Here is a 13726-nt window from a genome sequence, read left to right on the forward strand (position 1 = left end):
AGGCCCCGGATGCAGGCATGGCGAGTACATACCCCCGGAGAGCCCCGCGAGGCCATGCGCCTCGAAGAGGTTCCCGAACCGGTCCCCGGCGAGGGCGAGGTGAAACTCCGGGTCCTCGCCGCCAACGTCAACTTCCCCGACGCGCTGCTCGCCCGCGGGCAGTACCAGATCAAGCCCCCGCTGCCCTTCACCCCCGGCGTCGAGATCTGCGGCGAGACCGAGGACGGCCGCCGCGTCATCGCCAACCCGAGCCTGCCGCACGGCGGGTTCGCCGAGTACGTCACCGCGCCCTCCCGCGCCCTGCTGCCCGCCCCGGACACCCTCGACGACGCCGAGGCGGCAGCCCTCCACATCGGCTACCAGACCGGATGGTTCGGCCTGCACCGCCGCGCCCGCCTCCGGGCCGGCGAGACCCTCCTCGTGCACGCGGCCGCCGGCGGGGTCGGCAGCGCCGCCGTCCAGCTGGGCAAGGCCGCCGGAGCCACCGTCATCGGGGTCGTCGGCGGCAGGGCCAAGGCCCGCACCGCGGAGGAACTCGGCTGCGACCTGGTGATCGACCGCACGGCGGAGGAAATCGCCCCCCGCGTGAAGGAGTTCACCGGCGGACGCGGCGCCGACGTCGTCTACGACCCGGTCGGCGGCGACGCCTACACCGCCTCCGCCAAATGCGTCGCCTTCGAGGGCCGCATCGTCGTCGTCGGCTTCGCGAGCGGCACCGTCCCCGCTCCCGCCCTCAACCACGCCCTCGTGAAGAACTACTCCGTGCTCGGCCTGCACTGGGGCCTGTACGCGGCCAAGGACCCCGCCGCCATCCTCGCCTGCCACGCCGAGCTCACCCGGCTCGCCGCCGAAGGCGCGGTCAAACCGCTGGTCAGCGAACGCGTCCCGCTCGCGGCCGCCGCCGACGCCGTGCAGCGCGTCGCCGACGGGACCACCACCGGCCGCCTGGTCGTCGTACCGGACCCGGACGGGGCCGCCCGATGACCGCCGGCGCCGCCCCCACCACCCCCGAGGCGCTGCGCGCCCGCACCCGGGAACTCCTCGCCGCGCACCCGCCCGCCGACACCGGCCGCACCGCGTTCCTCCGCGCCCGCTTCGACGCCGGACTCGCCTGGGTGCACTACCCCGAGGGCCTCGGCGGACTCGCCGCGCCCCGGTCCCTCCAAGCCGTCGTCGACGCCGAACTGGAAGCCGCCGGCGCCCCCGACAACGACCCCCGCCGGATCGGCATCGGCCTCGGCATGGCCGCGCCCACGATCCTCGCGTACGGCACCGAGGAGCAGAAGCGTCGCTTCCTGCGCCCCCTGTGGGTGGGCGAAGAGATCTGGTGCCAGCTCTTCAGCGAACCCGGCGCCGGATCGGACCTCGCCGCGCTCGCCACCCGCGCCGTCCTCGACGAAGGCGCCGCCGTGTGGACCGTCGAGGGCCAGAAGGTCTGGACCTCCAGCGCCCACAACGCCCGCTGGGGCATCCTCGTCGCCCGCACCGACCCGGCACTGCCCAAGCACCAGGGCATCACCTACTTCCTGTGCGACATGCACGACCCCGGCGTCGAGGTCCGGCCCCTGCGCCAGATCACGGGCGAGGCGGAGTTCAACGAGGTCTTCCTCACCGGCGTCCGCATCCCCGACACCCACCGCCTCGGCGCCGTCGGCGAGGGCTGGGCGGTCGCCCGCACCACCCTCATGAACGAGCGCGTCTCCATCGGCGGCATGCGCATCCCCCGCGAGGGCGGCATGATCGCACCCGTCGCCGCGGCCTGGCGCGAACGCCCCGAACTGCGCACCCACGCCCTCCACCAGCGGCTGCTGGAGCTGTGGGTGGAGGCCGAGGTCGCCCGCCTCACGGGGGAGCGGCTGCGCCAGCAGCTGGTCGCCGGCCAGCCCGGCCCCGAAGGCTCGGGCATGAAGCTGGCCTTCGCCCGCCTCAACCAGGAGATCAGCGGCCTGGAGGTCGAACTCCTCGGCGAGGAAGGCCTCCTGTACGAGGACTGGACCATGCGCCGGCCCGAACTGGTCGACTTCACCGGCCGCGACGCCGGCTACCGCTACCTGCGCTCCAAGGGCAACAGCATCGAGGGCGGCACGAGCGAAATCCTCCTCAACATCGTCGCCGAACGCGTCCTCGGCCTGCCCCCCGAGCCGCGCGACGACAAGGACCTCGCATGGAAGGACCTCTCCCGATGACGGTACCGACGGCACCGACAGCGCCGGCGGCCCCCGCCGACCTCCTCTACTCCGAGGCCGAGGAGGAGCTGCGCGCCGCCGTACGCTCGCTCCTCGCCGACCGGTGCGACGCCAAGGGGATCCTCGCCCGGGCCGAGACGGGCCGACCGCACGACCCGGCGCTGTGGCACACCCTCGCCGTCGGGATCGGCGCGGCGGGGCTCCTGGTACCCGAGAAGCTCGGCGGGCAGGGCGCCGGGCACCGCGAGGCGGCCGTGGTGCTGGAGGAGCTGGGCCGGGCCGTGGCGCCCGTCCCGTACCTCACGAGCGCCGTGCTCGCCACGGAGATCCTGCTCGCCTGCGACACGGCCGAAGCCGTCCCGCTGCTGGCGGAACTGGCCTCGGGACGCACCGTCTGCGCCCCGGCCCTGCCGCTGACCCTCGCCCCCGGGGCCCGCCTGCCGGCCCCCGTGCTGGACTCCGGCGGGGGCACCCTGACCGGCACGGTCACCGCCGTGGCGGACGCGGTGGCCGCCGACGTCCTGCTGGTCCTGGCCGACACCGGGCTGTACGCGGTCCGTGCGGGGGAAGCCGGTGTCACCCCGCTCGTTCCGCTGGACCTGACCCGCCCGCTCGCCACCGTCACCCTGGAGGCGGCCCCGGGCACCCGCCTCGCCGACCCCGCCACGGCCCGCGCGGCCGTCGCGGGAGCGCTGCTGTCCGCCGCGGGACTGCTCGCCTCCGAGCAGGTCGGGCTGGCCGAGTGGTGCCTGACCGAGACCGTCGGACACGTCAAGGGCCGCTACCAGTTCAACCGGCCCGTCGGCTCCTTCCAGGCCCTCAAGCACCGTCTGGCGCGGCTCTGGCTCGACGTGGCCTCCGCCCGGGCGGCGGCCAGGGCCGCGGCCGACGCCCTCGCCACCGGAGCCCCCGACGCACCGCTCACGGTCGCCGTCGCCCAGGCCTACTGCTCGGGGGTGGCCGTCCGCGCCGCCGAGGAGTGCGTCCAGCTCCACGGAGGCATCGGCATGACGTGGGAACACCCTGCCCACCTCTACCTCAAGCGGGCCAAGGCCGACTCCCTCGCCCTCGGCACGGCCGGCCACCACCGCGGCCTGGTCGCCGACTTCGCGGAACTCCCCGCACCGTAGGGGTTGTCCGGCGTCCGGTCGTGCGGCGGCTGCGTCCCGGGGCGGCGGGTGCCAGACTGGACGCATGCCCGCACCACGCCGGGCTCCGCCGCCGCGCACCGCGCCGCGCCGTCCCAGCCGTCCCGCCCGGGCCATCGCGGCCGCGATGGCCCTCTCGGCCCTCTCGGCCGTCCCGGCCCTGGCCCCGGCCGGTCCGGCAGCGGCCCGGACCGTTGCCCGGGACGGTACGGACCCGTCCGCCGACCGTGCCTCCCGGGACGACTTCGCGGGCACGGTCACCCTCCCCGGCGGCCGCCGGGTCCACGTCGAGTGCCGGGGCAGCGGCACGCCGACGGTGGTGCTGGTGTCCGGAGCACGCGGCGCCGCGGACGAATGGACCCACACCGCCGACCCCGCCCACCCCGAAGCCGCCCCGGTGCAGAGCCCGTCCGCGGTGCTCCCGACGGTCGCCTCCTTCACCCGGGTGTGCGCCTACGACCGCCCCGGCACCACGAGGTTCGACGACCGGCCGGGCCCCACGACCGCGGTGCCGCAGCCCACCACGGCTGCGGACGGGGTCGCCGACCTTCGGGCCGTGCTCGCCGCGGCCGGCGAGCACGGCCCGTACGTCCTGGTCGGAGCGTCATGGGGAGCGATGATCACCGCGCTGGCCGCGCGCACCGGCGATCCCCGCGTCGCGGGCCTGGTCACCGTCGACGGCGCCTCGACCCACCTGCGCGACACCCTGACACCCGCCCAGTGGTCGGACTGGATGCGCACGATCGACGCGACGAAGGGGCCGGAAGGCCTCGAAGTACCCGACTACCCGGCCAGTGTCGCCGAGATCCGGCGTGCGCCCCCGCTTTCCCGCCCCCTGCCCGCCGCCGTGCTCAGCTCCGACGAACCGTGGGACCTGCGGGTGGGTCGCGGCGGCTCGACCTGGCCGGCCTGGTCGGCCGCCCAGCGGCGGCTCGCCGCCGAACTGCACGCCCGGCACGTGACCGACACCCGCAGCGGACACGGGATCGCCGTGGAACGGCCCCGGACCGTGTCGGACGCCGTACGCGACGTGGTCGACCGGGTACGCGACGGGGCACAGGGGCAAGGGCGTTGACAGGGCCGCCTTCGGTCCGCCGGCAGCCCCGCGCTCGTCCTTTCGGCCGAGGCCGCCCGGTCCGCCGTGGCCGGACGGCCGATGCGGCGGCGGCGCCGGATGCGGCAGCCTCGACGGGTCGCCCCGACCCCCACCCCCCCCCCGTGAAGGAGGCGCCGTGCTGCACGCCCTCTACCTGCTCGGCATCGCCGCCTTCGCGGCCTCCGGCGTACTGGCCGCGCACCGCGCCGGCATGGATCCCTTCGGCGGCATCGTCCTCGCCTTCGCCGCAGCCATCTCCGGCGGCACCCTGCGGGACCTCGTCCTCGGCCGGCACCCGCTCTACTGGACGCACGACTGGCTGCTGCTCACCGTCATCGCCACCGTCGCCGTGGCGACCATGCTCCACCTGCGCCGGCGGTGCACGCTCCCGCAGCGAACCCTCATGGTCCTCGACGCCGTCGGCCTCGCCGTCGTCACCGTCATCGGCGCCCGCGCGGCCATCGACGCGCACGTCACCCCCGTCGCCGTCCTCATCCTCGCCGTACTGACCGGCGTGACCGGCGAGGTCGTCCGCGACGTCCTGTGCGGCGAGTTCCCGCCCCTGCTGCTGCGCGAGGAGGTCTACGCGACCGCCGCGCTCGCCGGCGCCGCCGCCTACCTCGCCCTGCACTCGGCCGGAGTCCCGGACAGCGCCGGCACCGCCGTCTCCGCCGGGCTGGTCTTCGCCCTGCGGATGGCCGCGATCCTCCGCGACCTGCACCTGCCCCGCCTGCGGCACGTCCCCGACTGATCCCTATGCTCGCCGCATGACCGCCGTGATCACCCGCCTGTCCGCGACCGGACTGCGCACCCACCGCGACGAACTCGCCGCCCTCCTGCACGCCGTGGTCTCGGGCGGCTCCTCGCTGGGCTTCCTCGACGGCCTCGACCACACGGCCGCTGCCGCCTGGTGGGACTCCCTGCTGCCCGCCGTCGAGGACGGATCCCTCGCCCTGTGGGTCTCCCGCGCCGGCACCGGCGGCCCCATCGACGGCACCGTCAGCTGGTACCGGGAGTCCAAGCCCAACGGCCGGCACCGCGCCGAGCTGCGCAAGCTCATGGTCCACCCGGCCTCCCGCGGCCGCGGCACCGCCCGCGCCCTCCTCGCGCACGCGGAGACCGAAGCCGTCCGCGCCGGCGTGCTGCTGCTGTTCCTGGACACCGAGACCGGCAGCGGCGCCGAGCGCGTCTACCGCTCCGCGGGCTGGACGGAGGCGGGCACCATCCCCGACTACGCCACCGACCCCGCGGGCCGGCTGCACCCGACGACCCTCTTCTACAAGCAGCTCGGCAGCGCCCACCGGTGACCTCGCCCGCCGCGCGGCGTTAGACCCGTAGCCGCCGGCCACCGAGCGAGGGAGACCGCATGTCCGCAGCAACCGCCGCCGCACCTCTGACCCGACGCGCTCTCCTGCGTACGGCGTTCACCGCGGCCGTGCTGGCCGGTACGGGGGCTGCCCTGGCGCCCGTGCTGCGCGCCCGCCGGCCGCGGCAGACCCTCACGCCGGCGCCGCTCGCCGAGGAGGAGACCTACCGCGGCCGGCACATCGCCGTGGACGTCGCCGGGGTCCGCATCGACGGCCGCCCGCTGCACGTCATGCGCCGGGCCGACGGCAGCTACCTGAGCGGCGTCAACCACTTCCAGTCCTATGCGACCCCACTGGAAGTGGCCCGGGCCGCGGTCGACGAACTGGGCACGACCCAGCTGGCGTTCGCAGCCCCGCACCACGGCTGACAGACCCACGGGAACGGGAGGACCCACGCTTTGCACGTCCGGCAGAACCAGAAGAACCTCACCAGCGCCCAGAAGAAGCGGTTCACCGCGGCGGTACTGGAGCTGAAGCGCAGCGGCGCCTACGACGCACTGGTGCGCACCCACGACAAGTACTTCGTGCCCGACCGGGACCGCAAGCTGCGCGTCGGGCACATGTCGCCGTCCTTCTTCCCGTGGCACCGGCTCTACCTGCTGGAGTTCGAGAAGCAGCTGCAGCAGCTCGACCCGGGCGTGTCCGTGCCCTACTGGGACTGGACCACGGACACCAGCCCGGTCTCCTCGCTCTGGGCGGACGACTTCCTCGGCGGCACCGGCCGCGCGACCGACCGCAAGGTGATGACCGGGCCGTTCGCCTACGACAAGGGCAACTGGACGGTGACCGTGGGCATCACGGAGGCCGCCTTCCTCACGCGCAACCTGGGCCGGCCGCAGAATCCGATCGCCCTGCCCACGCCGGCCGAACTCCAGTGGGCGATCGACGACCCGGTCTACGACGTCTCGCCCTGGGACTCCACGGCCACGGCGGGCGGTTTCCGCAACAAGCTGGAGGGCTGGGCGGCCCCCAGGAGCGAGCGCTGGCGCAATCACAACAAGGTCCACCAGTGGATCGGCGGCCACATGACGGGCGGTACGGCGCCCAACGACCCGGCGTTCTGGCTGCACCACGCCTTCGTCGACCTGATCTGGGACCGCTGGCAGCGCAAGCACCCCCGCTCCGGCTACCTGCCAGCGGCGCCCCTGGCACTGGGCGACCTCCAGCGCGGCCGGGTGATCGCCCTCGACGAGCCGATGCCGCCCTGGAACCTCACCCCGCGCGAGGCTCTCGGCCACCAGGGGCTGTACCGCTACGAATGATCCCCGCGAGGGCGCGGGGAGCCTCGGAGAGCCTCGGGGAGAGCCGGGCCCGGGCAGCAGGGCACAGGGGAAGGGCCCCCGCCGAGCGGCGGGGGCCCTTCGGTCGAGCAGGCGATCAGTGGCCGTAGCCCGCACCCTCGGTGTGGTGGTTGTCGCCGCCACCCGACGCGTTGACGCAGGTGTTGCCGAACGCGGGGTTCAGCAGACCGATCACGTTCACCGTGTTGCCGCAGACGTTGACCGGGACGTGCACCGGGACCTGGAGCAGGTTGCCCGACAGGACACCGGGGGAGCCGACCGCCGCACCGTGCGCTCCGGCATCGGCGACAGCCAGGCCCGCACCGGCGACCACGGCGCTACCGGTGACAGCGGTGATGGCGAATGCCTTCGCGATACGCGACATCAAGATCTCCTCGTGAGATTGGGGTGCCACAGAATCTGTGGCATTTGACATGGCATACAACGCTGGGAAGGCCGAGGGGTCACGGCCGCTGCGCCTACCCGGTGACGGGAAAGGCCACCGAGGCGAAGGAGGGCCGCACCTGAACGGACTCCCCGGGCCGCAGCGCCGCGACGACCCGGCCCGTGCAGCGGGGCCCCTCGTGGAGGGTGGCCGAGCCGCGGGTCGCGTTGGTGACCGCACGGCCGCCTCCGCCCTCCGCCGCCACACAGCCCCGCGGCGCGGTGAGCCCGTGGACCCGGTCGTCCCGGCCGACGTACTGGAAATCCGGCCCCGCGGCATGGGCCGGACCGGCGGCGCACGAGATGCCCGCCAGCAGCAGGACGGGCAGAGTGTGGTGGATACGCAGGATTCGCATGCCCGTCCAACCGGGCCAGTCCCCGGACCGGTCACGCCTTGTCACCCGTTGGACGGCTGTGCGAGCGTGCGGGACCGGTACCAGCAGCAGGAGGACGGGATGAGTGCAGAGGGCGTCGCCGCCGGCGTCGGCCGGCCGCGGGTCGAGACCGCGGCCGGCTTGGTCGAGGGCCGCACCGGGGCCGACGGGATTGCCGTCTTCCTGGGCATCCCGTACGCGGCCCCACCCGTCGGCGCCCTCCGCCTGGCACCACCCGCACCTCCGGCCGCCTGGGACGGCGTGCGGGAGGCCGCGGCCTTCGGGCCGACGGCCCCCAAGGTGCCCTACCCGCCCACGTTCGCGGCCCTGCTGCCCGACCCGGTGATCCCCGGCGACGACTGCCTGAACGTGAACGTCTGGACCCCCGAGCCGGCCCCCGGCGCCGGCCTGCCGGTCATGGTGTGGATCCACGGCGGGGCGCATACCCGAGGCTCCTCGGCCGTGCCCGTCTACGACGGATCCGCCTTCGCCCGCGACGGCGTCGTGCTGGTCTCCTTCAACTTCCGCCTCGGCGTGCTCGGGTACGGGCTCTTCCCCGACGCACCCGCCAACCGCGGCCTGCTGGACCAGATCGCCGCCCTCGAATGGGTCCGCGACAACATCGCGGCCTTCGGGGGAGACCCGGCCCGCGTCACCCTCTTCGGCGAATCCGCCGGAGCCATCAGCATCGGCGCCCTCCTGGCCGCCCCCCGCGCTGCCGGCCTCTTCCACCGGGCGGTCCTGCAGAGCGGGGCGCCCGAGGCCCTGCCGCGCCCCCGGGTGCGGGCCATGGTCCGGCGGATGGCCTCGCTGCTGAAGGTGGAGGCCACCGCCGCGGCCTTCACCGCCGCCTCCCTGCCCGACCTGATGGCCGCCCAGGCCGCCGTGCTGCGCCGATCGGGCCCCCTCCTCGGCGGACCCGCCTTCGGCCTGGTCGTCGACCCGGACACGCTGCCCCTGGACCCCCTCGACGCCCTGACCGACGAAGAGGACCCGGCGTCCGGCGCGGTGCCGCTGCTGTTCGGATGGACCACCGAGGAGTACCGGCTCTGGCTCGCCCCGACCGGCGGAATGCGGCTGCTGGACCGGATGGGGCCGCTCGCCGTGGCACTGGCCCGCACCCGGACCGGCAAGGACCGGGCTGCCGTGGCGGCGCTGCGCACCGCCCGGCCGGCTGCCGGTCCGGCCGAGCTCGCCGGGCAGCTGTTCACCGACCGGCTGCTGCGCGATCCGCTGCGCAGGCTGGCCGGGGCCCGGCGGGCGGCGCCGAGCTTCCTGTACGAGTTCGCCTGGTGCTCGGGCGTGCCCGGGCTCGGGTCCTGCCATGCCCTGGAGCTCGGATTCGTATTCGACACCCTGTCCGTGCCCGAGGCCGGGTGGCTGGCCGGGCGGGAGACCCCGCAGGAGCTGGCCGACGAGATGCACGGGGCGTGGGTGCGGTTCGCGACCACGGGTGACCCGGGCTGGGCGCCCTGGAACGGCGACGGCCCGCCGAAGCTGTTCGGCGGGCCGGAGCCGGAGCTGGCGGAGGAGCCGGCGGCTACTCGACCGGTCCTTCCATGACCTTGCTGATGTACTGGATCGGCCCCTCGCCCATGTTCGGGACGTAGGTCTTGGCGTTGTGCTGGCCGCCCGGGATCACCCGCAGGCTGGTGTGCACGGGTCCCTTGTTGCCGAAGGTGGAGATGAACTTCTGCACGTCCGGCAGGGTCTTCTTGTTGCTCTCGTTGTCGCCGACCTGGAAGGCGATGTAGACGTCCGGGCCCTTGGTGTCGATGAGCTGCTTGGCCAGCAGCTCCGGGTTGTTCTCGGCCTTCTCCTTGTCGTGGCCCTTCCACAGCGAGGAGTCCGGAACGATGTCCGGCCCGGAGGCGATCACGGCCTTGAACTTGTCCGGGTGCTTCAGCACGGCCTTCATGCCCGCGAACCCGCCGGTGGAGGAACCCATGAAGGCCCAGCCGTCACGCGACTTCACCGTGCGGAAATTCGCCTTCATCAGGTCCGGGACGTCCTCGGTCAGCCAGGTGCCCATCTTCGGCTGGCCGGGGATGTCGGAGCCGTCCCAGTAGACGCCCTTGTCGTCCGGGCCGGGGTTGAGCACCGGCATGGCCAGCAGGAAGGGCTTGCTCTTCCCCTCCGCGTACCACTTGCTGATGCTGGTCTGGAGGCCGAGGTCGGTGCCCATCCAGTAGTTGCTCGGGTAACCGGCGCCGCCCGGGAGGGCGATCATGACCGGGAAGCCGCTCTTGGCGAACTTCGGGTCGTTGTACTCCTTGGGGGCCCAGACCCAGACCTTGCCCTTGAAGCCGGACTTCTTGCCGTCCAGGGTGGTCACGGCCACGTGCGTGCCGTCGGCCAGGGTCATCGAGTTCTTGAAATCGGCCGCCGGCCCGGTCGGCATCAGCATCTTGGAGTTCGCCGGCTGCTGGGCTCCGGCGCCGCCCTGGCCGGAGCCCTTGCCGCCCCCGTCCTGTCCGAAGGACACCGCCGAGCCCTTGTCGGTGAAGGGGGGTATCTCGTAGTACGCCATGACGCCGGCGGCTGTGCCGGCGAGCGCGAGGACCGAGACACCGGCGATCAGCCAGCGCCGGCCCCGGGACCTGCCGCGCGGGGGCTCGGGCTGCTCCTGCTCCCACTGGCCCTGCGGCTGAGGGTCGTACGACTGGGGGTGGCCGCCGTACTGCTGCTCCGCGTACGGGGACTGTCCGTGCGGCTGCTGACCGTGCGGCCGGCCGTACTGGTCGCCGTAGGGCGGCTGCGGGTTCTGCCCCTCCGGCCTGTAAGGCTGGTGCTGCTGCCCCTCGGGTGCGTACGACATGTGCGGTGGCTCTCCGGCTGGTGCTGCCCCCAGAGGGGCGGGTGGTCCGACGTCTCGGTTCTTCCGTTCGAAAGATGAACGAAAGTACCCCGGGGTTCCGCACTTTCCCTTCTCTTGGGGTTTCCTGGGGCAGCCCATTGCCCGGTGACCGCGGGGGTCCGCGAGGCGGCGATCCGGTGGGCGCACATGCCTGGCTCCCGCACGTGCCCCTGGGTAGGGTGCCCCCGCCCCGCTCCCGGAACGCCCACCGCCCGGAGTCAGCCGATGACCCTGCAGCGCCGGATCCTGATCTTCGCCGTCGCCCTCGCCGTGCTCACCACCGTCGGCCTGCTCGCCGTCCTGCGGGCCTCCTCCGCGGCCGGGGAGAAGGACCGGGCCCGCGCGGACGGCCCGCGCACCGCCCCGGGCGAGGTCTCGCTCGCCCCGGACGGCGGGGGCCGCCGGATAGTCTTCCGCAACATGGCCTGGGGTCCGCACCGGGACGAGCTCGCAGCGGTTCCTGCCGACGCGCCGGAGCGGGCGCGCACCGCCTCCGGGGTGAGCTGCCTGCGCTTCCACGCGGCCGGCGGCACCGGCATCTGCCTCCGGGCCGACGGGAGCGGGGCCCAGGACGGCTACCGGGCCGTCGTCCTCGACGCCCGCCTCAAGGAGGTCGCCGCCCGTCCACTGGCGGGGATCCCGACCCGCGCCCGGGTGTCGCCCGGCGGGCACCTGGCCGCCTGGACCGTCTTCGTCGGCGGGGATTCGTACGCGGGCACGAACTTCTCGACGCGGACCTCGGTGCTCGACCTGCGCACCGGCAGGTTCGACGCCTCGCTCGAGGACTTCACGATCCACAAGGACGGCAGGCCGTACCGCAGCGCCGACGTGAACTTCTGGGGTGTGACCTTCGCCGACGACGAGCGCACCTTCTACGCGACCATGGCCACCGGCGGCCGGACCCACCTGGTCCGCGGCGACCTGGCCGGGCGCACGGTGACCACCCTGCGCGAGAACGTCGAGTGTCCGTCGCTGTCCCCCGACGGGACCCGGGTGGTGTTCAAGAAGCGGGTGGCGGGCCTGCCGGCCGAGGCGCCTTGGCGGCTGCACGTCCTGGACCTGGCCTCCGGGGCGGAAACCCGGCTCGCAGAGGAGCGCAGCGTCGACGACCAGGTGGTGTGGACGGACCGCGGGACGGTCGTCTACTCCCTGCCGGGGGACTTCGGCGCCGACCTGTACGCCGTGCCGGCCGACGGGAGCGGAGCCCCCGCCCGGCTGATGGACTCGGCCCTCGCCCCGGCCTTCCTCGGATGAGGGGGCCGGGGCAGGACCGTTTTTGTCGTTCTGCCGTCCGGCCTAGGCCGGGATCAGGGTCTTGCGGCGGCGCTTGCGCTGCGCCCCCGCCGGCAGCCTCAGCTCGATGATCGACCGTACGGCCGGCCACTCCTCGTCGAGGATCGAGTAGAAGGCGGTACTGCGGACGGCGCCGTCCAACCCCCGCGAATGGGCCCGGCGGACCCCCTCGCAGGTGAAGCCGAGACGTTCCATCGCGGCGCGCGACCGGCCGTTGCGCGCATCGGCGCGCAGCGAGATGCGCCGGACACCCCAGGTCTCGAAGGCGTGGCGGAGCATGAGCAGCTTCGCCTCCGTGTTGATGCCGGTGCCCTGGGCGGTCGGGGACAGCCAGGTATTGCCGATCTCGGCGGCATCGGGGATCGCCGTCGCCGGATCGCCGAACGGGACGCCCGGCACGGCGGGCCACACCAGCGGCCCCTGCCAGTAGTCGAGTTCCAGGAACCGGGTCGAGCCGACCACGCGCCCATCAGTGGCTCTGACGATGGCGAACGGGAGCGATCGACCGGCGGCCTGATCGGAGAGGGCGCGGTCGATGTACTCGTGTGACGCCTGCACCCCGTGGGGTACGGGGGTGAAGGCGTAAGTCGTACGATCCTCGGCCCCGGCCAGGGCCAGGGCCTCGGTGTGGTGGGGGGCGAGGGGCTCGAGCCGCACGGTGCGGCCCGCGAGGTGTACGGGTACGGGCACGGAGCCTTCGGTCCTTCTGGGCGGTGGGGTGGTTGCACAGTCTGCGTCCATGACGTCGCCCCCCGTGCAAAACACGAGTGAAAGGCAACCGGCTGTCGGATGAACGCGAGTGGCTCAATGTAGCCCCTTAAAGTCCTTCCATGAAGCCCCAATTTGGCAATGTTGTGACGCTGGTTTTCGACGACTTGGGTCCCCGCGCCGGAGCGCCCGTAATCCTGATCCACGGACATCCCTTCAACCGCACGATGTGGGCCCCCCAGACGGCCGCCCTCACGGCCGCCGGGTACCGCGTGATCACGCCTGACCTGCGAGGATACGGAGACAGCCCGGTGCTGCCGGGCAAGGCCCTGCTCGCCGATCTCGCGGACGATCTCGCCGCTCTCCTCGCCGGGCTTGGCGTCGAACACGTGGTCGTCGGTGGTGTGTCCATGGGCGGTCAGATCGCGATGGAGATGCGGCTGCGCCACCCGGGTCTGGTACGTGCCCTCGTGCTCTGCGACACCTCCCCGGCGCCCGAGACGGAGGCCGGGGCGAAACTGCGCCGCGAGACCGCCGAACGACTGGTCGCCGAGGGCATGCGGCCCTACGCCGAAGAGGTGATCGACAAGATGCTGGCGCCCTACAACGTGACCGGCATGCCCGGGGCCGCCGCCCGCGTCACCGCCATGATGTGCGCGACCGACCCCGAGGGTGCGGCCGCCGCACAGCGCGGCCGGGCCGAGCGCCCCGACTACCGGCCGGTGCTCGCCGGCGCCGCCGAGCCCTGCCTGGTGCTGGTCGGCGCCGACGACGTCTTCACCCCGGTCTCGGAGGCCGAGGCCCTGCACGCGCTGCTGCCGCACTCGGTGCTCACCGTGATCGAGGGGGCCGGGCACCTGCCGGGCGTGGAGCAGCCGGAAGCCTTCAACAGGGCGCTGCTGGAGTTCCTCGCGGGCCTCTGAGCCGGCTCCGCGGCCGGCGGGGCCCGCCGCAGGACGTGCGGCCGTACAGT

The 13726-nt window shown here is 73.8% G+C and carries 15 protein-coding genes; 11 read left to right on the forward strand and 4 right to left on the reverse strand.

The features are described from left to right. Nucleotides 1-9: 9 nt before the first annotated feature. The 8 genes from E6U81_RS01375 to E6U81_RS01410 all read left to right on the forward strand — a co-directional run bounded on the left by E6U81_RS01375 (nt 10) and on the right by E6U81_RS01410 (nt 7059). On the forward strand, nt 10-984 hold the full coding sequence (locus E6U81_RS01375) for an NADPH:quinone oxidoreductase family protein (RefSeq protein ID WP_136228172.1): 975 nt from the start codon (nt 10-12) through the stop codon (nt 982-984). Next, nucleotides 981-2186, forward strand: a complete 1206-nt coding sequence (locus E6U81_RS01380; RefSeq protein WP_136228173.1) for an acyl-CoA dehydrogenase family protein — start codon at nt 981-983, stop codon at nt 2184-2186. The genes E6U81_RS01375 and E6U81_RS01380 overlap by 4 nt, the downstream gene beginning before the upstream one ends. Further along, nucleotides 2183-3316, forward strand: coding sequence for an acyl-CoA dehydrogenase family protein (locus E6U81_RS01385; protein ID WP_136228174.1), 1134 nt, complete (start codon nt 2183-2185; stop codon nt 3314-3316). The genes E6U81_RS01380 and E6U81_RS01385 overlap by 4 nt, the downstream gene beginning before the upstream one ends. 64 nt (nt 3317-3380) lie before the next feature. Continuing rightward, nucleotides 3381-4409 carry an alpha/beta hydrolase gene (locus E6U81_RS01390; RefSeq protein ID WP_206309807.1) on the forward strand — a complete coding sequence of 343 codons (1029 nt, stop codon included), beginning with the start codon at nt 3381-3383 and terminating at the stop codon, nt 4407-4409. 157 nt (nt 4410-4566) lie between these two features. After that, nucleotides 4567-5181, forward strand: coding sequence for a trimeric intracellular cation channel family protein (locus E6U81_RS01395; protein WP_136228175.1), 615 nt, complete (start codon nt 4567-4569; stop codon nt 5179-5181). A gap of 16 nt (nt 5182-5197) precedes the next feature. Further along, nucleotides 5198-5737, forward strand: a complete 540-nt coding sequence (locus tag E6U81_RS01400) for a GNAT family N-acetyltransferase (RefSeq protein ID WP_136228176.1) — start codon at nt 5198-5200, stop codon at nt 5735-5737. A gap of 59 nt (nt 5738-5796) precedes the next feature. Next, entirely contained in the window at nt 5797-6165 is a 369-nt protein-coding gene (locus E6U81_RS01405) for a tyrosinase family oxidase copper chaperone (RefSeq protein WP_136228177.1), read from the forward strand. A 30-nt stretch (nt 6166-6195) separates the two neighbouring features. Continuing rightward, nucleotides 6196-7059, forward strand: a complete 864-nt coding sequence (locus tag E6U81_RS01410) for a tyrosinase family protein (RefSeq protein WP_136228178.1) — start codon at nt 6196-6198, stop codon at nt 7057-7059. Nucleotides 7060-7174: 115 nt separating this feature from the next. On the opposite strand, the gene E6U81_RS01415 is transcribed toward E6U81_RS01410, so the two are convergent. After that, nucleotides 7175-7462 carry a chaplin gene (locus tag E6U81_RS01415; protein ID WP_136228179.1) on the reverse strand — a complete coding sequence of 96 codons (288 nt, stop codon included), beginning with the start codon at nt 7460-7462 and terminating at the stop codon, nt 7175-7177. A 94-nt stretch (nt 7463-7556) separates the two neighbouring features. Next, the gene (locus E6U81_RS01420; RefSeq protein WP_136228180.1) at nt 7557-7877 is read right to left on the reverse strand and encodes a hypothetical protein; all 321 of its coding nucleotides are present in this window, start codon (nt 7875-7877) and stop codon (nt 7557-7559) included. Nucleotides 7878-7976: 99 nt separating this feature from the next. Between E6U81_RS01420 and E6U81_RS01425 the strand changes: the two genes are divergently transcribed. Next, complete coding sequence (locus E6U81_RS01425; protein ID WP_136228181.1) at nt 7977-9458, forward strand: carboxylesterase family protein; 1482 nt, start codon at nt 7977-7979, stop codon at nt 9456-9458. Here the strand turns inward: E6U81_RS01425 and E6U81_RS01430 are convergent. Then, complete coding sequence (locus E6U81_RS01430; RefSeq protein ID WP_136228182.1) at nt 9436-10713, reverse strand: alpha/beta hydrolase-fold protein; 1278 nt, start codon at nt 10711-10713, stop codon at nt 9436-9438. The two genes, E6U81_RS01425 and E6U81_RS01430, sit on opposite strands and share 23 nt — an antisense overlap. A gap of 264 nt (nt 10714-10977) precedes the next feature. On the opposite strand from E6U81_RS01430, the gene E6U81_RS01435 reads away from it, so the two are divergent. Next, on the forward strand, nt 10978-12006 hold the full coding sequence (locus tag E6U81_RS01435; RefSeq protein ID WP_136228183.1) for a hypothetical protein: 1029 nt from the start codon (nt 10978-10980) through the stop codon (nt 12004-12006). 42 nt (nt 12007-12048) lie between these two features. Here E6U81_RS01435 and E6U81_RS01440 read toward each other — a convergent pair whose 3' ends face one another. Beyond that, nucleotides 12049-12735, reverse strand: coding sequence for a GNAT family protein (locus E6U81_RS01440; RefSeq protein ID WP_136228184.1), 687 nt, complete (start codon nt 12733-12735; stop codon nt 12049-12051). Between the two features lie 140 nt (nt 12736-12875). On the opposite strand from E6U81_RS01440, the gene E6U81_RS01445 reads away from it, so the two are divergent. Further along, nucleotides 12876-13676 carry an alpha/beta fold hydrolase gene (locus E6U81_RS01445; protein WP_136228185.1) on the forward strand — a complete coding sequence of 267 codons (801 nt, stop codon included), beginning with the start codon at nt 12876-12878 and terminating at the stop codon, nt 13674-13676. The last annotated feature ends 50 nt before the right edge of the window (nt 13677-13726 follow it).

It is taken from the genome of Streptomyces sp. A0592, assembly GCF_004795115.1.
Classification (GTDB): Bacteria; Actinomycetota; Actinomycetes; order Streptomycetales; family Streptomycetaceae; genus Streptomyces; species Streptomyces erythrochromogenes.

Coding starts and splice junctions, on each gene's coding strand:
- E6U81_RS01375 (WP_136228172.1), top strand. CDS start 10: ATGCAGGCATGGCGAGTACATACCCCCGGAGAGCCCCGCGAGGCCATG.
- E6U81_RS01380 (WP_136228173.1), top strand. CDS start 981: ATGACCGCCGGCGCCGCCCCCACCACCCCCGAGGCGCTGCGCGCCCGC.
- E6U81_RS01385 (WP_136228174.1), top strand. CDS start 2,183: ATGACGGTACCGACGGCACCGACAGCGCCGGCGGCCCCCGCCGACCTC.
- E6U81_RS01390 (WP_206309807.1), top strand. CDS start 3,381: ATGCCCGCACCACGCCGGGCTCCGCCGCCGCGCACCGCGCCGCGCCGT.
- E6U81_RS01400 (WP_136228176.1), top strand. CDS start 5,198: ATGACCGCCGTGATCACCCGCCTGTCCGCGACCGGACTGCGCACCCAC.
- E6U81_RS01405 (WP_136228177.1), top strand. CDS start 5,797: ATGTCCGCAGCAACCGCCGCCGCACCTCTGACCCGACGCGCTCTCCTG.
- E6U81_RS01415 (WP_136228179.1), bottom strand. CDS start 7,462: ATGTCGCGTATCGCGAAGGCATTCGCCATCACCGCTGTCACCGGTAGC.
- E6U81_RS01420 (WP_136228180.1), bottom strand. CDS start 7,877: ATGCGAATCCTGCGTATCCACCACACTCTGCCCGTCCTGCTGCTGGCG.
- E6U81_RS01425 (WP_136228181.1), top strand. CDS start 7,977: ATGAGTGCAGAGGGCGTCGCCGCCGGCGTCGGCCGGCCGCGGGTCGAG.
- E6U81_RS01430 (WP_136228182.1), bottom strand. CDS start 10,713: ATGTCGTACGCACCCGAGGGGCAGCAGCACCAGCCTTACAGGCCGGAG.
- E6U81_RS01435 (WP_136228183.1), top strand. CDS start 10,978: ATGACCCTGCAGCGCCGGATCCTGATCTTCGCCGTCGCCCTCGCCGTG.
- E6U81_RS01445 (WP_136228185.1), top strand. CDS start 12,876: ATGAAGCCCCAATTTGGCAATGTTGTGACGCTGGTTTTCGACGACTTG.